Source organism: Pseudomonas sp. GM25 (assembly GCF_000282255.1).
Classification (GTDB): domain Bacteria; phylum Pseudomonadota; class Gammaproteobacteria; order Pseudomonadales; family Pseudomonadaceae; genus Aquipseudomonas; species Aquipseudomonas aphyarum.
In genome coordinates, this window is the sequence record NZ_AKJQ01000048.1 from 32,689 (window position 1) to 56,116 (window position 23,428).

A 23,428-nucleotide genomic window follows, 5' to 3' on the forward strand; every position below is an offset into this window, starting at 1 on the left:
CAACGCCAGCGTCGCAACGACGCTGGCGCCCGTCCGGCCTGAACGATCAGAACGTGGTGCGCAGTCCGACCTGAATGCTGCGCCCTTCTGCCGGCGCAATATCCCGCAGGATCGAGCTGGCATAACGCACGGTCTGGTTGGTCAGGTTCTCGGCATTGACGAAAGCCAGCCATTTGCTCTGGCCGACATCAAAGTGATAACCCACATTCGCACCCAGCGTGGTGTAGCCGTCGGTGCTGCTTTCGTTGTCCGGCACACGGTGCTGGGAACTGGCGTGTTCCACATCGATGCGCGCCTGCCAGCGATCCAGCTCCCACAACAGCCCGGTGTTCAACCGCAGCGGTGCGATGCGCGGCAGGTCCTGGCCGTTGTCGAGGTTCTTGGCGCGGGTGTAGTCGCCCGATAGCTCCAGCGCAAACTTGCCGTAGGCGTTCTCGCCGAGGGTCCAGCGATCCTGCGCTTCGATGCCGCTAAAGCGCGCCCGCACGCCGGAGTAGGTGTATTCGGGGATGCCGTCGGCGTCCTCCTCCCCTTCATCGTTAAGCGTGCGCCCTGTCCCGAGCAGGCCGATGTAGTTGGAGAAATGGCTATAGAACACGCCGACGCTGCCCTTGTGGGTGCCGTTATCGAAACGCAGGGCCAGGTCGCTGGAGACGGCTTTCTCTTTCGACAGTCCCGCATCCCCGACTTCATAAGTGCCCGTGGCAACGTGGGCGCCGTTGGCGTAAAGCTCATAGAACGTCGGCGCGCGTTCGGTGTAGCCCAGCGTGGCTGCGACCGACCAGATCGGCGTCAGCGTGTACACCGCACCGGATGACAGGCTGCCGGCGGTGAAACTGCTGGAGCGATCGGCATTGGCGAAACGCTCGTTGCCCTTGGCGTCCGGGTCGACCGTGGTGTGTTCAAGGCGTCCGCCGAGGGTGAACAGCAGACGATCCGTGGCTTGCAGCTCTTCGAGAATGAACAGTGCACCGGCGTCGGTATCGGTGTGCGGCACGAAGGCTTCTTCGCCCAGCGCCGAGAATTCGTTGCGACTGACTTGTGCGCCAATCACCCCGTTGAACGGCCCCAGCGGCTGATGCCGGGCCTCGACCCGCGCTTCGTAGCCCTTGTTCTTGAACGTGGTGCCGACCTCGCCGCCCTCGATTTCCCTGTGCTGGTAATCGGTGTAGCCAGCATCGAACTTCACCGAGCTGAACGGACCTTCGAGGTTGCGGATTTCCGAGGCGAACGCGTAGTGCTCCTGCTCCATGCGGATGCGCACATCGTCTTCGGCCGGCGAGCCGTAATTCGAATCGTAATTGCTGTACGACAGCCCCGCGTAACCGTCATCCCAGGTGTAGGAACCGCCCACCGCACCGCCGTCCTGACGACCGTCGCTGTTGGCCAGCCGATGTTTTTTCGAATCGCCATCGTCGTTCGCCCGTTCACGGCCGGTTTTGGCGTAGCCGGGGATTTTCAGGTCATTGAACTCGCGGGCGCTGGCGTCCAGGTGCAAGGCGAACTGGCCGTTACCGGCTTCGAGTTTGCCGGCGCTGCTGCGAGTGGTGTCGGCGCCGCCGTAGCGCAACTCTCCAGCACCGTGAATGCCTTCGATGGCTTCGGTCGGGATGCGGTTGTCGAAGGTGTTGACCACCCCGCCGATGGCGCTGCCGCCGTACAGCAAAGCCGCCGGGCCACGGACGATTTCGATGCGCTCGACGTTGACCGGATCCAGCGGCACCGCGTGATCGTAGGACAGCGACGAAGCGTCCAGCGCGCCGACGCCGTTGCGCAGGATGCGAATGCGATCGCCGTCCTGCCCGCGAATGATCGGGCGACTGGCACCTGGGCCGAAGTAGGACGACGACACACCCGGCTGCTTGTTCAGGGTTTCGCCGAGGCTGCCCTTTTGTTGCAGCGTCAGGCTGTCGCCGCTCAACACGGTTGAGGGAGAGGCCAGGGTCTGACTGCCCAGCGGATTGCCGGTGATGACTTGCGGTTGCAGTTCCAGCGGGTCGGCGGCGAATGTGGGCGAAGCGATCAGCAGCGCCGAGGCCATGAGCGTCAGGCGAGGTTGGAAGGTGTGGAAACGGGAAGGCATTTCAGAAATCCGTCAGGCAGAAAAGTGAGGATCGATGCCGGCGCTACAGAGGGTGTGTTGCCGGCATCGATCAGATGAAATCATTTTTATGTTATACAATAACATTTCCAATGGCCATCACGTTTCTTCCACACAATTGCAAACCATCGCTCAAGCACGGGCATTTCAGCGCCCTGCCCGGCACCGGATCACGAGACTTCGCGTAAGAGACTGCGCCTATCAGGCACCAATAGTCGGCCTATTAGCTGACTCGCCGAGTCGGGTCTAGCCTTACTACTCCGAAGTCGGCACGAGCCGGCCGCAGAAGACCTGATAAGGACCCGAACATGGCAAATGAATCGAAATGCCCGTTCAATCACGCCGCCGGCGGTGGCACGACGAACCGCGATTGGTGGCCGAATCAACTGAACCTGAAAATCCTGAGTCAGCACTCGCCCGCATCCGATCCGCTGGGCAAGGACTTCGACTACGCCAAGGCTTTCAAAAGCCTGGACTTCCAGGCCCTCAAACGCGATCTGACGGCGCTGATGACCGACTCCCAGGAGTGGTGGCCAGCGGATTTCGGCCACTACGGCCCGCTCTTCATCCGCATGGCCTGGCACAGCGCCGGCACCTATCGCACCGCTGATGGCCGTGGCGGCGCAGGCTCCGGCCAGCAACGCTTCGCCCCGCTCAACAGCTGGCCGGACAACGTCAGCCTCGACAAGGCCCGCCGCCTGCTGTGGCCGATCAAACAGAAATACGGCCGCAACATTTCCTGGGCCGACCTGATCGTTCTCACCGGCAACGTCGCGCTGGAATCCATGGGGTTCAAGACCTTCGGTTTCTCCGGCGGCCGCGCGGATGTCTGGGAACCCGATGAAGACGTGTACTGGGGCTCGGAAAACAAATGGCTGGGCGGCGACAACCGCTACGGCAAGGATCCGGAATCCATGCAGCCGCCGGGTGAAGGCACGCTGGTGGCAGAACCCGCCGAACACGGCAATGAGGAAAGCCGCACCAACCAGGGCGAGCGCAACCTCGAGAATCCGCTCGCCGCCGTGCAGATGGGCCTGATCTACGTGAACCCGGAAGGCCCGGAAGGCAATCCCGACCCGGTGGCCTCAGCCAAGGACATCCGCGAAACATTCGGCCGCATGGCCATGAACGACGAGGAAACCGTCGCCCTGATCGCCGGCGGCCACGCCTTCGGCAAGACCCACGGCGCCGGCCCCGCCGATAACGTCGGCCCGGAACCGGAAGCCGCCGGCCTAGAAGAGCAAGGTCTGGGCTGGAAAAGCACCTTCGGCACCGGCAAGGGCGCCGACACCATCACCAGCGGCCTGGAAGTGACCTGGACCACCACCCCGACCAAGTGGAGCAACAACTACCTGGAAAACCTGTTCGGCTTCGAGTGGGAACTGACCAAAAGTCCGGCCGGTGCCCATCAGTGGAAACCGAAAAACGGCGCCGGGGCCGGCACCATTCCCCACGCCCACGACCCGAACAAACGCATCGACCCGACCATGCTCACCTCTGACCTGGCCCTGCGTTTCGACCCGGCCTACGAGAAGATTTCGCGGCGCTTCCTGGCCAATCCCGATCAACTGGCGGACGCCTTCGCCCGGGCCTGGTACAAGCTGATCCACCGCGACATGGGCCCGCTGTCGCGCTACCTCGGCCCGGAATTGCCCCAGGAAGAACTTCTGTGGCAAGACCCGATTCCCGAGGCCAATCACCCATTGGTGGGCGACGCTGATGTAACCGCGCTGAAAAGCAAAGTACTGGCGTCGGGGCTGTCTGTTTCGGAACTGGTCTCCACTGCCTGGGCGGCCGCGTCGACCTTCCGGGGTTCGGACAAACGCGGCGGCGCCAATGGCGGACGTCTGCGTCTGGCACCGCAAAAGTTCTGGCAGGCCAACCAGCCGGAGCAACTGGACAAGGTGCTGAAAGTCCTCGAAGGCATTCAGAACGAGTTCAACGCCGGGGCGGCAGGCAAGCAAGTCTCGCTGGCGGACCTGATCGTGCTGGCCGGTAATGCTGGTGTCGAGCAAGCGGCGAAAAACGCCGGGCACACGGTGGCCGTGCCGTTCAATCCGGGGCGCACTGATGCGACTCAGGAGCAAACCGATGTCGAGTCGTTCGGTTTCCTTGAACCGCACACCGACGGCTTCCGCAACTACGCAGCCAGCACCTATCGCGTGTCGGCCGAAGCGTTGCTGATCGACAAGGCGCAACTGCTGACCCTTTCTGCACCGGAACTGACCGTGCTGATCGGCGGCCTGCGGGTGCTGGACACCAACGTCGGCAAGACGAAGCACGGGGTGTTTACCGACAAGCCCGGCTCCCTCACCAACGACTTCTTCCGCAACCTGCTGGACATGGGTGTGGAATGGAAACCAACGTCGAAAACCGAGTTCGAAGGCCGGGATCGCAAAACCGGCAGCGTGAAATGGACGGCGACCCGGGTCGATCTGGTGTTCGGTTCCAACGCGATACTGCGGGCGCTGGCCGAGGTGTATGCCAGTTCCGATGCGAAGGAGCAGTTCGTCACGGACTTCGTTGCTGCGTGGGCGAAGGTGATGGATCTGGATCGGTTTGATCTGCGCCAGTAAACCTTTTTCATCCAGCCATAAAAAACGCCGCTCATTGAGCGGCGTTTTTTATTGCCCTGAAACAACGTCAGGCAAGGCTTTTGCTGACCACTTCGTACACATCACTGGACAGCTGCCCCGAAGCCAGTATCCGTTCCAGCTCCGCCTTCATCAGCGCCTGACGAGCGCCGTCATACTTGCGCCAGCGAGTCAGCGGCGCCAATTGACGCGACGCGATCTGCGGGTTGAAGCCGTTCAGTTCGATCACCAGATCCGCAAGGAAGCGATAACCCGAACCGTCCGCCGCGTGGAAGTTGATCAAGTTCTGCCCGGCGAACGCACCGACCAGCGCGCGCACCTTGTTCGGGTTCTTGATGTTGAACGCCGGGTGCTGCATCAGCGCTTTCACGCGCTCCAGACCGCCCGGCAAGGTGCTGCCCGCCTGCACGCTGAACCACTGATCCATGACCAGCGGATTGTCCTTGAAGTGTTCGGCGAAACTGGCCAGCGCCTTGGCCTTCTCGTCTTCGAACGGCGAGTTGACCAGCACCGCGAGTGCGGTCAGGCGTTCGGTCATGTTGTCGGCGCTGTCGAATTGCTCCAGCGTCGCCGCCAACACTTCCGGTTTGCCGCTGAGCATCAGGTACGACAAGGCAATGTTCTGCAACGCGCGACGGGCGAAGTGCTCGGCCTCGGCCACGTAAGCAGTTTGCTTGGACAGGTCACGGTTGGCCTGGTAACGCAACCACAGCGCTTCGAACAAACCTTCCGAAAGTTGCTTGCGGGCGAACTCGCGGGCGTTATGGATCGCATCGACGTCAGCCGTTTCGCTGATTTCCGTCAGATAGGCTTCACCCGGAAGCGAGAGCATTTCCGCGACCATCGCCTGATCCAGCGACTCGTCCGACAGCACGGTGCGCAGCGCGGAAACCAGACGCGGATCGAGCACCAGGCTTTCGCCCTTCTGCTGCTGGCCGATCAACTCTTGCAGCACCTGCACCGACAGTTGCTGGCCGGCATCCCAGCGGTTGAAACCGTCGCTGTCGTGCTGCATCAGGAACATCAACTGATCGCGGTTGTACGGGAAGCTCAGTTTCACCGGCGCCGAGAAGCCACGCAGCAACGACGGCAGCGGTTGTTCGGCGATGTCGACGAAGGTGAACGTCTGCTCGGCTTCGGTCACCGAGATCACTCGGCTAGTGCCCTGGGCCGAGGCTTCGCCGGCCAGACGCAGGGCAATCTCGTTGCCCTGGCTGTCGAGCAGCCCCAGCTCCACCGGAATCACGAACGGTAGTTTTTCAACCTTGTCCGGGGTTTCCGGGCAGCTCTGACGGAAGGTCAGGCTGTAGGTTTTCGCAGCGACGTCGTACGACTCGCTCACCGCCAGACGCGGTGTGCCGGCCTGGCTGTACCAGCGCTTGAACTGGGTCAGGTCGACGCCGTTGGCATCTTCCATGGCCTTGATGAAGTCATCGCAGGTCACGGCCTGACCATCATGACGTTCAAAGTACAGGTCGCTGCCCTTGCGGAAGCCTTCGGCGCCCAGCAGGGTGTGGATCATGCCGACCACTTCCGAACCCTTTTCGTACACGGTCAGGGTGTAGAAGTTGGAAATCTCGATGAAGCTGTCCGGGCGCACGGCGTGGGCCATCGGGCCGGCATCTTCGGCGAACTGGTGGGTTCGCAGGTACGCCACGTCCTGAATGCGCTTGACCGTGGCCGAGTTCATGTCGGACGAGAAACCAGCGTCACGGAAGACGGTGAAGCCTTCTTTCAGCGACAGCTGGAACCAGTCGCGGCAGGTCACGCGGTTGCCCGACCAGTTGTGGAAGTATTCGTGAGCGACGATCGCCTCGACCCGCTGGTGCGCGGCGTCGGTGGCGGTTTCGGCGCGAGCCAGCACGGCGCTGGAGTTGAAGATGTTGAGGCCCTTGTTCTCCATCGCGCCCATGTTGAAGTCGTTCACGGCGACGATCATGAAAATGTCCAGATCGTACTCGCGACCGTAGACCTCTTCGTCCCAGCGCATCGACTTCTTCAGGCTGTTCATGGCGTGCTGGCACTTGTCGATGTTTTCCGGCTCGACGTAAATGCGCAGTGCCACGTTGCGATTGGTCATGGTGGTGAAAGAGTCTTCAACGCACCACAAGTCACCGGCCACCAGCGCGAACAGGTACGCCGGTTTCATGAACGGGTCTTCCCAGGTCGCCCAGTGCCGGCCATCTTCGCCAGGGCCGCTGGCGATCGGGTTGCCGTTGGACAGCAGCACCGGATAGCTGTGCTGCTCGGCCACTACGGTGGTGGTGAACTTGCTCATCACGTCCGGGCGGTCGAGGTAATAAGTAATCTTGCGGAAACCTTCGGCCTCGCACTGGGTGCAGAACATCGTGCCGGACTTGTACAGGCCTTCCAGTGCGGTGTTGGTTTCCGGGTGGATCTTGACGCTGGTGTCGACCGTGAAGGTTTCGCTGGCCGGTTGCAGGGTCAGGTGGTTCTCGGTCAGCTGGTAATCGCTGGCGCTCAGTTCCTGGTCTGCCAGGGTCACCGAGAGCAGTTCCAGCTGTTGGCCATCGAGCACCAGCGGCGGCAGGCCCGGGCCACGGGCCGGGTTGCGGCGCATCACCAGTTGCGCGTGGACCAGACTGTGGTCCTCGAACAACTCGAAGGTCAGGTGTGTTTCATCGATCAGGTACTCGGGCGCCTGATAGTCCTTCAGGTAAATCATCTTCGGTTGTTCGGTGCGCATGCTGAAGTCCTTATTGATGCACGGCGAGCTGATAGGCCGTGTACTTGCGAATGTTGATCACGCCGGTGTCGAAGATCAGGTACTGGCCCTTGATCCCCAGCAGCGTGCCTTCGGCAATCGGGTTCTTGTCCAGGTTGAAGCTGACGATCTTGGCCGGGTACTGCTCGACCGGGTAACGGATTTCCAGCGGCTCGACGTCGGCGATTGTCTGAATGGCCTGGAGGCCGAAACGTTCCTGCAAGCCTTGCAGGCCTTCGGCGCAGCTGTCGAACAACTGATCGCGCACCTGCGCCAGATCCACCGCCGCCGCGTCACCCTTGAGCAAGGCGCGCCAGTTGGTCTTGTCCGCCACCTGACTGCGGAACAGGTCTTCTACAAAACCCGATTGCTGCCGCGTGGAAACGCGCATGATCGGCAACGCCTGACTGGCGCCCTGATCGAGCCAGCGGGTCGGCAACTGGGTGGCTCGGGTGATGCCGACCTTGATCCCCGACGAATTGGCCAGGTAGACGACGTGGTCGGTCATGCAGAATTTCTCGCCCCACTCAGGCTCACGGCAGGTGCCGGCCTCGAAGTGGCAGCGCTCCGGGCTCATGATGCAGATGTCGCACTGAGCCAGTTTGGTCATGCACGGGTAGCAATAACCCTGACTGAAACTGGTCTTGGTCTTGCGCCCGCAATGGGTGCAGTGAATCGCCCCCAGGTATTCCAGACGCACCGTGCTGCCGATCAACGGGTTGACCGGCACCTCGACGTCATCCAGACGAAACGCGTACTGCACGTTCGGCCCGTCCAGGCGCGCCGACATTTTGCTGATTGCACCGCGGCCGATCTCGATCAATGGATGGCGTCCGACTTGAACAGGATGTTCGGCACTTCGATCGACTTCGACGCACATTCCTGCGGGCCCATGTAACCGGTGCGCTCTTCCTCGGGCAGGTTCTGCATTTCCCAGGCGATCATCGCCTGCAACGACAGTTCACGCTGTTCGGCGGTGAGTTTGCCACCGTCCGACCATTTGCCGATCTCTACGGCCAGTTTCAGGCTCTGGTAGATATCCGGGGTGATGTTCTTGATCAAATCGTTAAAAGAGGACATCAGGGTCTCCGTGCTCTTTATTCAAAAAATTCAGGCGGCCAGTTTACGGCGGTTGTACAAACCGCCCAACAAACCGGTGAAGCATCCGATGAGTAACCCGCCGACGTGGGCGGCGTTGGCGATTTCGCCGAAACCGATCATCGAGATCAGCCCGGACATGCACACCAGCAACCACACCAGCATCATCACCAGCACGCCGCGCGGCAGGCGATAGGCCGGGTTCGGCGCCAGCAGCTGGAAGATCCAGCAGTGACCGAGCAATCCGTAAAGTACGCCGGACAGGCCGCCGAACAGGCTCGGGCCGCCCCACGCGAACTGCGCATAGTTGGAAACGAGGCCGAACAGCAGCGTCAGGCCGATCAGGTTGACGCTGCCCTGGCGCGACTCGATGCGCCGCCCCAGTTCCCAGTACCACATGCCGTTCATGGCCAGGTGCAGGATGCCGAAGTGAATCAGCATCGGCGTAAACAGGCGCCACCACTGCCCCGCCGCCAGGCTGTCGGCCAGCGGTGTGAAGTGGATGTAGTCGCCGACCACGCGAAAATCGAGGAAGGTCAGCCAGCGCATCGTCTCGAGGTTGTCGCCGAGAAAGGTCAACCCGCCGACGATCAGGCTCAGCAGCAGAATGAACCCGGTGGCTTTGGCATGTTTCAGTTGCTCGGCAAAGCTCGGGCGCTTGAACGTCGGCGCCACCGGAATTTCCAGTTGCTGATCGGGGTCGCCCGCCGGGAAACGCTCGTACAGCGAACGTACGTCGTCGCTGATTTCCGAGGGCACCCACAACACCTGCTCGCCCGCCTCTTCACTGACGCGATGAGGCACTTGCATGCGTTGCAGCAGTTTGACGAAACCACTCAGGTCCGCCGCCAACGGCACACGCAAGACGGCTATGGCACTCATCGCAGCACCTCCGGCCGCTCGACGTCGACCCAGACAAATTTATGCGGATCGAGGCGGGTTTCCTGATCCAGACGATAGGCCACCAGTTTGCCGTACAGCACGGCGCTGTAATCCAGGCACGCGAGGTTCGGGCGGATCGGCGCCGGTTTGCCGCTGCGCCAGTAGTGGCCGACGAACAGCAATGGCTCATCGACGCCGTAGCGCAGCAGGGAATTCTTTTCGCTGGAGGTCAGCGGCTTTTGCGCCACCGGTTCGGGCAGTGCATCGGGCTGGAACACGATGTCGCCATAGGTTTGCGGGTCGTCTTCCCAGAACTTGGTGCGGAAGAACGAACGCACCAGGCCATCGCCGCTGGTCATGGTCAGGCCATCCGGCAGGCGCATGTCGGTGCCGCGCAGCAGGCGATCGAACACGGTGCAGGCGAAACTGCCGGGCACGGCCGAGGCCTGAAGGAAGTGCTCGTCGATGCAGCCATCGGGGAACAACGCGCGCAGCGGCTCGATCAGGCCGGCATCCCAGCAGGCATGCACCACGCGGAAACGTCCGGCATCGACGAACAACGGCAGTTGGTAGAACCACTGCTGGAAGTCGTGCCAGTCGCCCGGATGGTCTTCGAACTGGGTCAGGGTTTCATGCAGCAGACGGGCATGACGCGGCGTGTGTTCACGGACGAACTGCTTGCCGCTGCCCGGTGGTGCCGGAGTGCTCCAGCCGAGCGCGTTGAATTCGTGGTTGCCCATGATGCACAACGCCTGACGGGCCTCGACCATGTCATGAACGATGTGCAGCGCCTCGCGAATCCGCGGGCCACGGTCGATGATGTCGCCGACAAACACGGCCATGCGCGATGGATGCCGCCAGACCCCGCCCTTCTTGTGGTAACCGAGACGGTCCAGCAGGTGTTCCAGGGTCAGGGCGCATCCGTGCACGTCACCAATCAGGTCATAACTGCGCGCGGGATCGAGCATCAGTCGCCTCCACCACCCAACTTGCTGCCCCAGCCGAGCTTGGTGCGGCAGACTTCGTAGTAGTTGTGATCGAGCGGATGGATCAGCCGCAGCTTCTGCGCTTTTTTGCTGACGGTGATGGTGTCACCCGGCGCACAGGTGAAGTGGTTCTGCCCGTCGCAGGAGACCTGCGGGTAGATCTGCATATCTTTGGACACGACGATTTTCAGCTCACTGTTGCCATCGACCACGATCGGTCTGCCCGACAAGGTATGGGGGTACATCGGCACAATCACAATAGCGTCAAGCTTGGGATGCATGATCGGGCCACCGGCGGACAGCGCGTACGCGGTGGAACCGGTCGGGGTCGACACGATCAGGCCGTCGGCCTTCTGGCTGCAGACGAACTGGCCGTCGATGTACAGCTCGAACTCGATCATCCGCGTCGATTTGCCCGGGTGCAGCACCACGTCGTTCAGCGCATCGCCCTGGCCGATGGCCTCGGCGTGGCGACGGACTTCGGCTTGCAGCAGGAAGCGGTTTTCCACCAGATAATGGCCGTCGAGCACTTCGGCGACCTTGATTTCCAGTTCGTCGGGGCGGATGTCGGTGAGGAAACCGAGGCTGCCACGGTTGATCCCGAGCACCGGAATATTGTGCTTGGCCAGTGCCCGTGCCGCGCCGAGCAGGCTGCCGTCACCGCCGACCACGATGACCATGTCGCAGACTTCGCCGAGCATCTTGCGCGACGAGGTTTGCAGGCCATGGCCCGGCAGGACTTCGGCGATGGTGTCTTCGAGAATCACATGCAGGTGACGATCGAGCAGGAAGCGTTTCAGTCGGCGGACGGTATCCAGCACCTGGGAGCTGCCCAGGCGACCGATGATGCCGATATTACGAAATTGCTCCATGGGACTCCTGCGGGGGACTGAGACGGCGAAAAGCACGATTATGGGCGAAAGCGCCGGATAGACAAAATCCTTTCAGCCCCGAGGATGCACCGGTGTTTGAGGCTATGCTCGCAAGATGATCCTATTTCCCGATTTGCTTCAGCTGCCCCACCAGTTACGCCACCCCGAGGTGCGCGATCTGGCGTGGGTGATCCTCGCCCCGCCGATGCTCGCCACGACCCCGTGGCCGCAGCGCCATCCGCTGGCGGGCAGCGACTGGGTCAGCGACCCCGAGCGTCTGGAACACTGGCTGCGCCAGCTCGACCGCGACAGTTACGGCCTGCTGCACTGGCTGTCCCAGGCCCGCACCCGGCGCCTGGGCCTGTATTACGAGCGGTTGTGGCAATTTGCGGTGGAACACGCGCCAGGCATCGAACTGATCGCCGCCAACCTGCCGATCCGCCGCGAAGGCCACACCCTCGGCGAGCTGGACATGCTGCTGCGCGACCGCGACGGCGTGCATCACCTGGAACTGGCGATCAAGCTCTACCTCGGCCCGCAGAACGGCGACGGCCATGACCCGGCGTCGTGGCTGGGACCGGGCTGTCATGATCGGCTGGATCGCAAACTGGCGCATTTGAGCGAACATCAGCTGCCGATCTCCGCGCGCCCGGAAAGCCGCGAAGTGCTGGCGGCGCTGGATGTCGGGCCGTTCAGTGCGCAACTGTGGCTTGGCGGATATCTGTTGTATCCATGGCCCGGTCAGTCGGTGCCGCCCAGCGGCGCCCACCCGCAGCATTTGCGCGGCAGCTGGCTGCATCAGAAAGACTGGCCGGCGTTTGTCGCCCAGCGCCCGGACGGACGCTGGCAACCCCTGCCCCGCCACGCCTGGCTGGCGCCGGCGCACTACCCGGCGGACCAGACGTGGAGCAATGGGCACTTGCAGGCCTGGCTCGATGAACTCGAACCGCTGGCCCCGGCGCAACTGATGGTGCGCCTGACCGAAAATGCCCGGGGTGAGTGGGAAGAAGCCGAGCGGCTGTTTCTGGTGTCGGATCTGTGGCCGAACGTGCCGGGGCAGAATTAAACCGACAACCGCACAGCCAGTGCGGCCAGCGTCACCAGCAACACCGGCACCGTCAGCACGATCCCGACCTTGAAGTAATACCCCCAGCCGATCCGGATATTCTTGCGCTCCAGCACATGCAGCCAGAGCAAGGTCGCGAGACTGCCGATCGGGGTGATTTTCGGCCCCAGGTCGCTGCCGATCACGTTGGCGTAGATCATCGCTTCCTTCACCACACCCGTGGCCTGGCTGGCATCGATCGACAGCAACCCGACCAGCACCGTCGGCAGATTGTTCATGATCGACGACAACAAGGCCGTCAGCACACCGGTGCCCATCGCCGCGCCCCACACCCCGTGACCGGCGAACACATCCAGCCACCCGGCCAGATAATCGGTGAGCCCGGCGTTGCGCAGTCCGTAGACCACCAGGTACATGCCCAGCGAGAAAATCACGATCTGCCACGGCGCCTCTTTCATCACCTTGCGCGTGGAGATCTTGTGCCCGCGCGCGGCAATCGCCAGCAACAGCGCCGCGCACACCGCCGAGATCGCACTGATCGGAATCCCCAGCGGTTCCAGCGCGAAACAACCGATCAACAGAATCAGCAACACCGCCCAACCGGCGTAGAACGTGGCCTTGTCGTGGATGGCGGTTTCCGGATGTTCAAGCTGTTCAGGGTCGTAGCTCTTGGGAATGTCACGGCGGAAGAACCACAGCAGCATGCCCAACGTGGCCGCGACGCTGACGAAGTTGACCGGCACCATCACCGCCGCATAGCGGTTGAAACCGATGTGGAAGAAGTCGGCCGAGACGATGTTCACCAGGTTCGACACCACCAGCGGCAGGCTCGCGGTGTCGGCAATGAACCCCGCGCCCATGACGAACGCCAGGGTCGCCGCCGGGGAAAAGCGCAGGGCCAGCAGCATGGAAATCACGATCGGTGTGAGGATCAGCGCCGCGCCGTCATTGGCGAACAGCGCCGACACCAGCGCGCCGAGCAGCACCATGAAGGCAAACAGCTTGCGCCCGCTGCCCCGCCCCCACCGCGCTACGTGCAGGGCGGCCCAGGCGAAGAACCCGGCTTCGTCGAGCAACAGACTGATGATGATCAGCGCCACAAAGGTGCCGGTGGCGTTCCAGATGATTTGCCACACCAGCGGGATGTCGCTCAGGTGCACCACACCGAAAATCAGCGCGATGATGGCGCCGAACGTTGCACTCCAGCCGACCCCGAGGCCTTTGGGTTGCCAGATCACCAGGGTAATGGTCAGCAGGAAAATCAGTGACGCAGCGAGCATTCGCGACAGCCTTCAATAAAAGGGGAAAGATTGAGCCACACCACAAAACCTGTGGGAGCGAGCCTGCTCGCGATTGCGGTGTGTCATTCAACTGATGTGCCAGCTGATACACCGCCATCGCGAGCAGGCTCGCTCCCACAGGGTCGATATCTTGTCAGAAAACTCAGTGGATCACTTCTTGTGCTGCGCCACCCACTCACCAAAAGCATTGATGAAACTTTGCAGGAACGGCTTCACCGATTCGTTCAGTTTGCCCGCCTCGTCGAACGCCGTGCCCGCGCCGCCCAGGTAGGCTTCCGGCTGCTGCATGCATGGCACGTTGAGGAAAACAAAGGACTGACGCAGATGCTGGTTGGCGCCAAAACCGCCGATGGCGCCCGGCGAAACGCTGATCACCGCCCCCGGCTTGCCGCTCCAGACACTCTTGCCGTAAGGCCGCGAACCGACGTCGATCGCGTTCTTCAAAGGCGCCGGCACCGAGCGGTTGTACTCCGGGGTGACAAACAGCAGAGCGTCGGATGAACCCACTTTTTGCCGGAAAGTGCTGTAGGCTGCCGGCGGTGAATCGCCGTCGATGTCTTCGTTGTAGAGTGGCAGATCGCCAATTTCGACAATGTTCAGCTTGAGATTGGCCGGTGCCAGTTCCGCCAGCGCCAGGGCGACCTTGCGGTTGATGGACGCCTTGCGCAGGCTGCCGACCACTACTGCGACGTTATAGACATTGCTCATTGGAAGACTCTCGACTGTCCGTGGGAGGAGCCAGTAGTTATAGATGATCCGACGACGATTCCACCAGACGCCGAAGGTTATTTCCCGCGTCTGGAATATTTTTTTCCTGTAGGAAAACTTACCAAGCTCGATGAAGGTCTACCAAGCCGCAAATCAAGCGTTTTATCTCCAGAGGTTCTAAGCAGATGGCAGCAGTACTCGTCGGTCAGTTCCATGCAAGAGATGCGGAAGGCCGCGTTTATTCCGTGCATGAGTTCCAGGAATCCAACCCGTCGGCAGACGGTTTCACCGGCACGGAGCCCGTTACCACCTACAAACTGGCGATTGGCGACCGCGTCAACAAGATCGACGACAACGAGTTTTTGCTGGTCCAGTCGGGCATCACCCTGATCCGCGAACCCGAGCCATCGGTCGCTTCATAACCGATCGTTATGAGCAGAAGTCATCCGCGCCGAGTTGGGGTAGGATTCAGCCACTGACCCCAACGGCCGGACATGGACTTCACGCATGCGTTTACGTCATATCGAAGTGATTCAGGCGCTTTTGCAGACCGGTCACGTGGGCACCGCCGCCGAATGGCTGCAACTACCGGCGCCCGAGGTCGAGGAGCGTTTGCGCGAAGCCGAGAGTCAGCTCGGGTTCATGCTGTTCGCCAGCGTACGTGGACGACTTCAGCCAACCCCGGAGGCCCGGGCGCTGCAAATCGAGATCGGCCACATCTATGAAGCGCTGGAGCCGGTGCAACGGCTGGCCAGCAGCCTCAAGCAATACCTCGCCCCACCCCTGCGGATCATCGGCACCCCGCCGCTGGCCCAGCAACTGCTGCCGCAAAGTCTCGCCGCCCTGCGCCGTCGCTTGCCCGACGTGCCCTGCACCCTGCTCAGCGAACCGACCCGCGACATCGTCCGCCACCTGCTGCTGCGCGACAGCGATCTGGGCCTGAGCCTGCACGACCCACAACACCCCGACATTGATTGCCAGCCACTGGCCCAGGGCAAGTTGCAATTGCTTGCGCCGCACGGCTGGCTGCAACCGAAACAGAAGTACATTTCGCTGCAGGATCTGGCCGGCCAGGCGATGGTCGGCCTCGAAGGTCAGGATCCGCTGAGCCCGGCCCTGGAAAACAAGCTCCAGGCCCTGCGCCCGGCGCCGACCATCCAGACCCGGGTGCAGACCCACCAGATGATGCGCAGCATGGTCGAGGCCGGCGAAGGCCTGGCGATCGTCGACCCGTTTACCGCCCTCGGCGCACGGGCGGGCGGTCTCGATGTCTGCCCGCTGTCGCCGGCGGTACCAGTCAGCCTCTATGCCCTGACCTTCAAACACACCGCGCCGTCAGCGGCGATTCAGACGCTGCTCGGGATCGTCACGGAACAAGCCGAGGCGATGCTGGCGAACTGATCGGATGCTCCAGCGGGTTATCGAACAATCGATACCAGAACAGCGCCACTTCGGCGGTGTTCGGATCGATGCCGCGATAACGCAGATGGTCGATGCCGCCGATCACATACCCGCAACGCTCATACAGGCGGCAGGCGCCGAGGTTGTTGTTCTGGGTTTCCAGCATGATCCCCGGCAGCTTTTTCTTGCGGCTCCAGAACTGCGCCACATCCAGCAAGGCCTTGGCCACCCCATGGCGCCGCGCCGGGGCGTGCACCGCCAGTTCATCGATATGGGCGAAGCCGTTCCAGTTGGTGCTGATCACCAGATGGCCGACCGGTTCGTCCTCCAGATACGCCATGAAAATCGCACTGTCGGCGGCGTCGCGAAAACTGCTGAACTCCTCCGGATCGATGCCGTAGCACTTGCGATACGGCACGATGGACGTCACGGCCCATTGCGCCACGGGCTTGCCGATTTCAGCCGCGCCGTAGGCAGCCACCTCGAAGCTGAAATCGCTGCCCCAGATATATTCGGCAAAACCCTCGTCGGCGACCCGCACCGACAGCCCCGGGTATTTCGGATTCATGACCGGTTGCATACTCGGAAAAGCCCTCATTCCTTGACGCAATCGACGGTGTATTGCCGCCCATTGCCCTCATCTTCGTGTTGCAGACCGTGCACATCGACCACGAACCCCGGAAACGTTGCGTCGAACGTGCGGGCAAACCTGAGGTATTCGATGATCGAGCGCGTGGATTCGGTAAAACGTTCGCCGGGCATGATCAGCGGAATGCCCGGCGGGTACGGCACCAGCATCACCGCCGCCACCCGGCCTTCCAGCTCGTCGATCGGCACCGCCTCGACTTCGCCGCGCACCAGTTGGTCGTAGGCATGGGCCGGTTTCATGGCGATTTCCGGCAGCACGGTGTACATGCGCTTGAGGTGTTTGGCGGTGGCGTTGGTGCGATAGCAGGCGTGAAGCTGATCGCATAGATCGCGCAGGCCCATGCCGCGATAGCGCACAGGATCTTCCTGCGCGACACACTTGAGGCAGGTATCGAGGCTGACGTTGGCGTCGTAGCTGCGCTTGAACTCCAGCAGTTCGGTCAGCAGCGTGCTCCACTTGCCCTTGGTGATGCCCATGGAGAACAGCACCAGAAATGAATACAGGCCGGTTTTCTCCACCACCAATCCGCGCTCCCACAGGAAACGGCTGACCACTGCCGCCGGAATACCCTTGTCGCTTAAAGCGCCGCCGGCGGTCAGGCCCGGCATGACCAGGGTGACCTTGATCGGGTCGAGCAGTACGTAGTCGTCGCTGACCTCGCCGAAACCGTGCCAGTCCGCATCGGGTTGCAGCAGCCAGTCCTCGGTCTGCACCCGGTCGATGCCCTCGACGCCCGGCGGCTGCCAGATCGAGAACCACCAGTCATCGGCGGCAATGTGCTGGCGCAGATTGGCCAACGCCCGACGAAAACTCAGGGCTTCGTCGAAGGTTTCCTGCAACAGCGAGCGGCCGGCCGGGCCTTCCATCATGGCCGACGCCACGTCCAGCGAGGCGATGATGCTGTACTGCGGCGACGTCGAGATGTGCATCATGAACGCTTCGTTGAACCGGTCGCGATCCAGCTGCCGCGCGCCGCCGTCCTGCACATGGATCATCGAAGCCTGACTGAACGCCGCCAGCAGTTTGTGGGTGGAATGGGTGGTGAACACCAGCGGACTGTCCTCGCTGCGCGAGGTGGCCATGCCGTAACGGCCGGCAAAGAATTCGTGAAACGCCGCATAGGCGTACCAGGCTTCGTCGAAATGCAGGACTTCGACGCTGTTGCCCAGGCTCTGTTTGATCAGTTCGGCGTTGTAGCAAAGACCGTCGTAGGTCGAGTTGGTGATCACCGCCAGTTTGACTTTCGGCTCGCGGCCCTTGGTCAGCGGGCTCGCATCGATCTTGGCCTGGATCGATTCGCGACTGAATTCACTGAGCGGAATCGGGCCGATGATGCCCAGCTCATTGCGTTCCGGACAGAGGTACAGCGGAATCGCACCGGTCATGATGATCGCGTGCAGCACCGACTTGTGGCAGTTGCGATCCACCAGCACCAGATCATCGCGCCCGACCATCGAGTGCCAGACGATCTTGTTGGCGGTCGAGGTGCCATTGATCACGAAAAAGGTGTGATCGGCGCCGAAATTACGCGCAGCTCGCGCTTCCGCCTCGGCCAGCGGCCCGGTGTGGTCGAGCAAGGAACCCAGCTCCGGCACCGAGACCGACAGATCCGAGCGCAGGGTGTTTTCCCCGAAGAACTGGTGAAACGCCTGCCCCACCGGACTCTTGTGATAAGCCACCCCGCCGCCGTGGCCGGGAGTGTGCCAGGAATAGTTGGAATCAGCGGTGTGCTGCACCAGCGCCTTGAAGAATGGCGGCAACAGGCCGTCCAGATATTTACGCGCCGCCCGCGCCACTTGCCGGGCGAGAAACGGCACGGTGTCTTCAAACAGGTAGAGAATGCCGCGCAACTGGTTGAGCTCGGCCATGGCATCGGCCGGGGCATTCTCCAGGGTGACTTGCTCGCCAAGGGCAAAGATCGGCAGATCCGGCGCCCGCACCCGGGCCAGACCGATCAGTTCGGCCATGTTCTGCAACAGATGGGAATTGGTGCTGGCGTCTTCGGCGGCGATCAGCATGCACGCCAGACCGTGATGGGTCGACGCCACCAGCCGGCCTTCGGTGTAGTCGGTGGCCGAAACGATACTGAAACCTTCCAGCTCCAGCTCTCGGGCGATTCCGCGGATGCGGTCACCGGCAACCGTGTCGGCCTTGATGTCGCGGTGGACGATCAATACCGGGAACTTCAGATCTTTGTACATGGGGCTCAGTGTCCTGAGGCGGCGGAGAGTGATCTGCCAATGTCCTCAGGGTAGAGGGTCGGAGCCGATGTGGCGAGGGTGGCCAGTTGTCAGTACTGCCAAAAACAAAGGATCGTCCGGACACGGCTTGGGTGTCCGGACGATCCTTTTTTGTATTACGCCTGGGCTTCGGCTTCCAGCAGCTGGGTCCACAGCGCCGGGGCGCCGGCGGACTTGGCGATGATTTCCAGACGCACCTGGTGTTCGGCCAGCTCGGCTTCGGTGGCGCGAATGATCCGCCCCGGCTGACGATCTGCCGGCAGACGACGGATTTCGGTGGCGGAGTTGTCCGCGCCTTCGCCCGTGCCATTGCCGTCGGAGGCGTTGCCGGCCAGCGACAGGCTGGTCTGGCCGCCGGTCATGGTCAGGTAGACGTCGGCGAGAATCTCCGAGTCGAGCAATGCGCCGTGCAGCTCACGGCCGGAGTTGTCGACGCCGTAGCGTTTGCACAAGGCATCGAGGCTGTTGCGCTGACCCGGGTGACGCTCCCGGGCCATCATCAGGGTATCGAGGATCGAGCAGTGCTGCGTGATGTCCGCGCGATCCTGCTGGCCCATCAGGGCGAATTCGTTGTTGATGAAGCCAACGTCGAACGCCGCGTTATGGATGATCAGCTGCGCGCCGTTGATGAACTCGAAGAACTCGTCGGCCACTTCGGCGAAACGCGGTTTGCCGACCAGGAATTCGTTGGTAATGCCGTGAACGCCGATCGCGCCCTCGTCACTCTCGCGGTCCGGTTGCAGGTAAACGTGAAAGTGCCGCCCCGTCAGGCGACGACCGATCAGCTCGACACAACCGATTTCGATAATCCGGTGGCCGTCGGTCACCGGCATGCCGGTGGTTTCGGTATCGAGTACAACGGATCTGGTGGCCATCAGTGTTCAGCTCTCAACGGGGTCAATCGTGCAAAAGCGGCGATGTTAACACGCTCGCCGGGAGTGTTTCAGTGGGAAGGATTCAGCTCTGCTTGTAACCGCGAACCTCATCCACCCCACGGTTGGCCAACTGGTCGGCGCGTTCGTTGCCGTGGTGGCCGATGTGGCCACGGACCCATTTCCAGGTGACCTTGTGGCGGTTGACCTGCTCGTCGAGCTCTTTCCACAGGTCGGCGTTTTTGACTGGCTCCTTGGCGGCGGTTTTCCAGCCGCGCTTTTTCCAGTTGGCCATCCACTCGTTGATGCCTTTCATCACGTATTGCGAGTCGGTCACCAGCAGCACTTCGCACGGACGCTTTAGAGCTTCAAGGCCGCGAATCGCGCCGAGCAGCTCCATGCGGTTGTTGGTGGTGTTGGCTTCGCCGCCCCACAGTTCCTTTTCGACGCCCTTGCACACCAGCAAGGCGCCCCAGCCGCCCGGGCCGGGATTGCCCTTGCAGGCGCCGTCAGTGAACAGTTCTACGCTATCGACGCTTTCGCTCATTGCCAGTCTATCCAGAAAAAATGCGTGGCCTCGCCGATCACGGATCGACAATGGCCGAGGCCGGGGATTAACCCGGCCATCAATAAAAGAAGGTTTACGGTTCGATGCGCCGGCGGTTGACCTTGGCCATCGGCAGCGGAATCAGCTTGCCCATCGGCTCGCGGCGTTCCTGCCGCACCGGACGCAGGCCGACCACGATCTTGCGCGCGACCAGTAAATAGAAGCCGCCGCCCGACAGTTGCCAGTCGCCGGCCTTGCGTTCCCAGCCGGCCAGACGGGCCTGCCACTTGGGTGACGCGAGCGGCGGACGATAGCACCCGAAGCGGCGTTTCTCCAGCGCGAAGCCCAGCAGGTTGAGCCAGTCCGCCACCCGTGACGGCGAGATGCAGCGCGCCTGACGCAACGCATCATGGGCGAATACATGGCGCAGCCCCCAGGTGCTCCAGGGGTTGATGCCGACGATCAGCAGATGCCCGCCGGGGCGCACGCTGCTGGCCGCTTCGCGCAAAAGGCCGTGGGGCGACAGACAGAAATCCAGGCCGTGCTGCAACACCACCACGTCGGCGGCGTGCTCGCTCAACGGCCAGGCCTGCTCTTCGCAGACGATCTCCACGCCCGGCAACGGCGCGCCGAGCCGCACATTGCGCTGCACCTGCGGCGCCGACGGCGGTGTTTCGGCGGACGGGCCGTAATGCACCAGATAGCCGCCGAAGAACCGCCCCAGCTCGTCTTCGAGCATGCGCCGTTCTTCGTCCAGCAGAAATTGCCCGAGGGGGCCGGACAGCCATTCACGGGCTGCACCGATCAGCGCGAGCCAGTCAGGATCGGCCTGAGCGAACGCTTTATCGATCATTGCATTCTCCAACACGCCAGGAACCTCTAAGATGCGCCAATGTTACCCGCTTGGCGAATTCGACGATGATACAGATCAGTGCCCTGCCCGCCTTCACCGACAACTACATCTGGTTGTTACAGGATCATGCCACCCAGCGTTGCGCAGTGGTCGATCCGGGGGATGCCGCCCCCGTGCAGGCGTGGCTCGACGCGCATCCGGGCTGGGTGCTCGGCGACATCCTCATCACTCACCATCACCACGACCATGTCGGCGGCGTCGAGACGCTGAAAAAGGCCACCGGCGCCACGGTCTACGGACCGGCCAGCGAAAGCATTCCGGGGCGCGACGTGGCCCTCAAGGACAACGACACAGTGCGCGTGCTCGGCTGGGACTTCGACGTCTACGCCGTGCCCGGCCACACCCTGGGACACATCGCCTACTACCATCATGGCCTGCTGTTCTGTGGCGACACCCTGTTCGCTGCCGGCTGCGGCCGTCTGTTCGAAGGCACGCCGCAACAGATGCACCAATCGTTGAGCCGTCTAGCGGCGCTGCCGGAAGACACGCTGGTCTACTGCACCCACGAATACACCCTGAGCAACCTGAAATTCGCCGCTGCCGTGGAGCCGGGCAACCGGGACATCGCCGCCCGTCTGGAAAAAGTCACCCAGCAACGCGCCAGCGGCGTGATGACCCTGCCCTCGACCCTCGCGCTGGAAAAGCTCACAAACCCGTTTTTGCGCACCGGTGAAATATTAGTTACACAAAAAGTGGACGAACGGAACGGCCCTCAAAACCGGGCGCCGAGTGAGGTTTTTGCGGCTCTGCGGGCATGGAAAGATACGTTCTAAGTGGCTCCCTGCCTGGTACAAAAATTCTGAATGGTTGACCGCAGGGGGTGCGCTTTCTAGAATCGCCCGACATTTTTGCCCGGAACTTACTTCCAGCCAATGTCGTCATCCATACGTAAGTCCGTCAATTCAGATGCTTTGACCCGCCTGGCGCAAGCCATCGCGGTGGCTGTCTCCGCCACACTGGCGGGCTGTTCCAGCCATGCTCCGCAGACTGAAGCGACACATACGCCGAACATTGCTGCGCGAGCCAAGCAGAAGCCTATCTGGTTGTCGGAAAAGCCCAGCCCGCAGGTGCCTCAGGACATCTGGGAGCGCATGCGCGGCGGTTTCCAGCTGCAGGAAGGTCTGGGCGTGAACCCGCGCATCGAGCAACAGCGCCTGTGGTTCGCCAGTAACCCTTCCTTCCTCGAGAACGCCGGCGAACGCGGCAGCCTCTACATTCATTACATCGTCGAGCGCCTCGAAGAACGCAACATGCCGCTGGAACTGGCACTGCTGCCGGTCATCGAAAGCGCCTACAACCCGATGGCCTATTCCCGGGCCGACGCGGTGGGCCTCTGGCAGTTCATTCCTTCCACCGGGCGTTACTTCAACCTGCGTCAGACCCGTTTCTACGATGGCCGTCGTGACATCACCGCGTCGACCACGGCAGCGATGGACTACCTGACCCGCCTGCACGACATGTTCAACGGTGACTGGCTGCTGGCCCTGGCCGCGTACAACGCCGGCGAAGGCACGGTCAGCCGCGCCATCGAGCGCAACGAAAAGCTCGGCCTGCCGACCGACTACTGGAACCTGCCGCTGCCGGCGGAAACCCAGGCTTACGTGCCAAAACTGCTGGCGCTCTCGCAAGTGGTTCTGACGCCTGAAGCCTATGGCGTGAACCTCAACCCGATCGCCAACGAACCTTACTTCCAGGTCGTCGAAATCAACCAGCGCATGGACCTGTCCAAGGTCGCGGCGGTGGCCAACATCGACGAAGACGAGCTGTTCCAGCTCAACCCGGCGTTCAAGCAGCGCACCACCATCGACGGCCCGCAGCACCTGCTGGTGCCGACCTCGAAGGCGCAACTGCTGACCGCCAGCCTGCAGACCATGCGTCCTGAAGAGCTGATCAGCCCGCGTTCGCTGAAACCGGTGTTCGAAGGCGCCGACCCGAGCGAGATCGCCCAGGCCAAGCGCGCCTATCGGGTCAAGCGCGGCGACAACCTCGGCTCCATCGCCAAGGCCAACAAGGTCGAGGTCAAGGACCTGCAACGCTGGAACAAGCTGACCGGCAAGAACCTCAAAGTCGGCCAGACCCTGGTCATGCGCGACACCACCCAGCCCACGCCTACCCGCAAGAGTGGCGGACGCATCAATACGGTCGTCGCTGCCAACAGCAAGACCAGCAGCAAGGCCAAAGACAAGGACGACAGCAAGCAGCAGACCCAGTACAAGGTCAAACGCGGCGACACGCTGTACGTGGTGGCCAAGCGCTTCAACGTCGAGATGCAACATCTCAAGCGCTGGAACCCGGGCGCCGGCAAGGCACTCAAGCCCGGGCAGATGCTCACGGTCTACCAGCCGCACTGACAAAGAGCCCCTGAATTTCAGGGGCTTTTTTTCGCCTGTCATTTTTCACCTTCGGATCAGGCAACGCCCACAATTAACCGCGCATTAAGCCCCTGTCTTTTTCCTGTCCATACAAGCTGTTA

General features: G+C 62.0%; 20 protein-coding genes. 6 read left to right on the plus strand and 14 right to left on the minus strand.

Annotated elements, in window-relative coordinates; translation table 11 throughout:
• Positions 1 to 46: 46 nt before the first annotated feature.
• The gene (locus PMI24_RS19570) at positions 47 to 2,083 is read right to left on the minus strand and encodes a TonB-dependent receptor (RefSeq protein ID WP_007956907.1); all 2,037 of its coding nucleotides are present in this window, start codon (positions 2,081 to 2,083) and stop codon (positions 47 to 49) included.
• A gap of 326 nt (positions 2,084 to 2,409) precedes the next feature.
• On the opposite strand from PMI24_RS19570, the gene katG reads away from it, so the two are divergent.
• Positions 2,410 to 4,677, plus strand: coding sequence for a catalase/peroxidase HPI (gene katG / locus PMI24_RS19575; RefSeq protein WP_007956908.1), 2,268 nt, complete (start codon positions 2,410 to 2,412; stop codon positions 4,675 to 4,677).
• Between the two features lie 67 nt (positions 4,678 to 4,744).
• Here katG and pepN read toward each other — a convergent pair whose 3' ends face one another.
• The 6 genes from pepN to PMI24_RS19605 are packed head-to-tail and all read right to left on the minus strand — an operon-like array spanning position 4,745 to position 11,258.
• Positions 4,745 to 7,402, minus strand: a complete 2,658-nt coding sequence (pepN, locus tag PMI24_RS19580; RefSeq protein WP_007956910.1) for an aminopeptidase N — start codon at positions 7,400 to 7,402, stop codon at positions 4,745 to 4,747.
• A gap of 10 nt (positions 7,403 to 7,412) precedes the next feature.
• Entirely contained in the window at positions 7,413 to 8,243 is an 831-nt protein-coding gene (locus tag PMI24_RS19585; protein ID WP_007956911.1) for a DUF2797 domain-containing protein, read from the minus strand.
• Entirely contained in the window at positions 8,240 to 8,500 is a 261-nt protein-coding gene (locus PMI24_RS19590; protein WP_007956913.1) for a YeaC family protein, read from the minus strand. Before PMI24_RS19590 ends, PMI24_RS19585 begins: the two co-directional genes overlap by 4 nt.
• A 30-nt stretch (positions 8,501 to 8,530) precedes the next feature.
• Positions 8,531 to 9,400 (minus strand): rhomboid family intramembrane serine protease, encoded by an 870-nt coding sequence (locus tag PMI24_RS19595; protein WP_007956915.1) that lies wholly within the window; start codon positions 9,398 to 9,400, stop codon positions 8,531 to 8,533.
• On the minus strand, positions 9,397 to 10,371 hold the full coding sequence (locus tag PMI24_RS19600) for a metallophosphoesterase (protein ID WP_431768361.1): 975 nt from the start codon (positions 10,369 to 10,371) through the stop codon (positions 9,397 to 9,399). The genes PMI24_RS19595 and PMI24_RS19600 overlap by 4 nt, the downstream gene beginning before the upstream one ends.
• Positions 10,368 to 11,258, minus strand: coding sequence for an NAD(+) kinase (locus PMI24_RS19605; RefSeq protein ID WP_007956919.1), 891 nt, complete (start codon positions 11,256 to 11,258; stop codon positions 10,368 to 10,370). Before PMI24_RS19605 ends, PMI24_RS19600 begins: the two co-directional genes overlap by 4 nt.
• A gap of 115 nt (positions 11,259 to 11,373) precedes the next feature.
• Here PMI24_RS19605 and PMI24_RS19610 point away from each other — a divergent pair, with 115 nt between their 5' ends.
• Positions 11,374 to 12,324 carry a DUF1853 family protein gene (locus PMI24_RS19610; protein WP_007956920.1) on the plus strand — a complete coding sequence of 317 codons (951 nt, stop codon included), beginning with the start codon at positions 11,374 to 11,376 and terminating at the stop codon, positions 12,322 to 12,324.
• Here PMI24_RS19610 and PMI24_RS19615 read toward each other — a convergent pair.
• Both PMI24_RS19615 and PMI24_RS19620 read right to left on the minus strand, forming a co-directional pair.
• Positions 12,321 to 13,604 (minus strand): arsenic transporter, encoded by a 1,284-nt coding sequence (locus PMI24_RS19615; protein WP_007956922.1) that lies wholly within the window; start codon positions 13,602 to 13,604, stop codon positions 12,321 to 12,323. The genes PMI24_RS19610 and PMI24_RS19615 overlap by 4 nt on opposite strands.
• A 171-nt stretch (positions 13,605 to 13,775) precedes the next feature.
• Positions 13,776 to 14,333, minus strand: coding sequence for an NADPH-dependent FMN reductase (locus tag PMI24_RS19620; RefSeq protein WP_007956924.1), 558 nt, complete (start codon positions 14,331 to 14,333; stop codon positions 13,776 to 13,778).
• A gap of 185 nt (positions 14,334 to 14,518) precedes the next feature.
• Here PMI24_RS19620 and PMI24_RS19625 point away from each other — a divergent pair, with 185 nt between their 5' ends.
• Together PMI24_RS19625 and PMI24_RS19630 are read left to right on the plus strand one after the other, a co-directional pair.
• Positions 14,519 to 14,755 carry a hypothetical protein gene (locus tag PMI24_RS19625; RefSeq protein ID WP_007956926.1) on the plus strand — a complete coding sequence of 79 codons (237 nt, stop codon included), beginning with the start codon at positions 14,519 to 14,521 and terminating at the stop codon, positions 14,753 to 14,755.
• 85 nt (positions 14,756 to 14,840) lie between these two features.
• Complete coding sequence (locus tag PMI24_RS19630) at positions 14,841 to 15,734, plus strand: LysR family transcriptional regulator (RefSeq protein ID WP_007956928.1); 894 nt, start codon at positions 14,841 to 14,843, stop codon at positions 15,732 to 15,734.
• On the opposite strand, the gene PMI24_RS19635 is transcribed toward PMI24_RS19630, so the two are convergent.
• From PMI24_RS19635 to PMI24_RS19655, 5 genes are all read right to left on the minus strand, one after another.
• Complete coding sequence (locus PMI24_RS19635) at positions 15,700 to 16,314, minus strand: GNAT family N-acetyltransferase (RefSeq protein ID WP_007956929.1); 615 nt, start codon at positions 16,312 to 16,314, stop codon at positions 15,700 to 15,702. The two genes, PMI24_RS19630 and PMI24_RS19635, sit on opposite strands and share 35 nt — an antisense overlap.
• Positions 16,315 to 16,328: 14 nt before the next feature.
• Positions 16,329 to 18,584 carry an Orn/Lys/Arg decarboxylase N-terminal domain-containing protein gene (locus PMI24_RS19640; protein WP_007956930.1) on the minus strand — a complete coding sequence of 752 codons (2,256 nt, stop codon included), beginning with the start codon at positions 18,582 to 18,584 and terminating at the stop codon, positions 16,329 to 16,331.
• Between the two features lie 155 nt (positions 18,585 to 18,739).
• Positions 18,740 to 19,498 carry a DNA polymerase III subunit epsilon gene (gene dnaQ, locus PMI24_RS19645; RefSeq protein ID WP_007956932.1) on the minus strand — a complete coding sequence of 253 codons (759 nt, stop codon included), beginning with the start codon at positions 19,496 to 19,498 and terminating at the stop codon, positions 18,740 to 18,742.
• Between the two features lie 82 nt (positions 19,499 to 19,580).
• Positions 19,581 to 20,042 (minus strand): ribonuclease HI, encoded by a 462-nt coding sequence (gene rnhA / locus PMI24_RS19650; protein WP_003224162.1) that lies wholly within the window; start codon positions 20,040 to 20,042, stop codon positions 19,581 to 19,583.
• 94 nt (positions 20,043 to 20,136) lie between these two features.
• The gene (locus PMI24_RS19655; protein WP_007956935.1) at positions 20,137 to 20,895 is read right to left on the minus strand and encodes a methyltransferase domain-containing protein; all 759 of its coding nucleotides are present in this window, start codon (positions 20,893 to 20,895) and stop codon (positions 20,137 to 20,139) included.
• A gap of 65 nt (positions 20,896 to 20,960) precedes the next feature.
• Between PMI24_RS19655 and gloB the strand changes: the two genes are divergently transcribed.
• Both gloB and PMI24_RS19665 read left to right on the plus strand, forming a co-directional pair.
• Positions 20,961 to 21,728 (plus strand): hydroxyacylglutathione hydrolase, encoded by a 768-nt coding sequence (gloB, locus tag PMI24_RS19660; RefSeq protein WP_007956937.1) that lies wholly within the window; start codon positions 20,961 to 20,963, stop codon positions 21,726 to 21,728.
• A 99-nt stretch (positions 21,729 to 21,827) separates the two neighbouring features.
• Positions 21,828 to 23,306 (plus strand): transglycosylase SLT domain-containing protein, encoded by a 1,479-nt coding sequence (locus PMI24_RS19665; protein WP_007956939.1) that lies wholly within the window; start codon positions 21,828 to 21,830, stop codon positions 23,304 to 23,306.
• Positions 23,307 to 23,428: the final 122 nt, after the last annotated feature.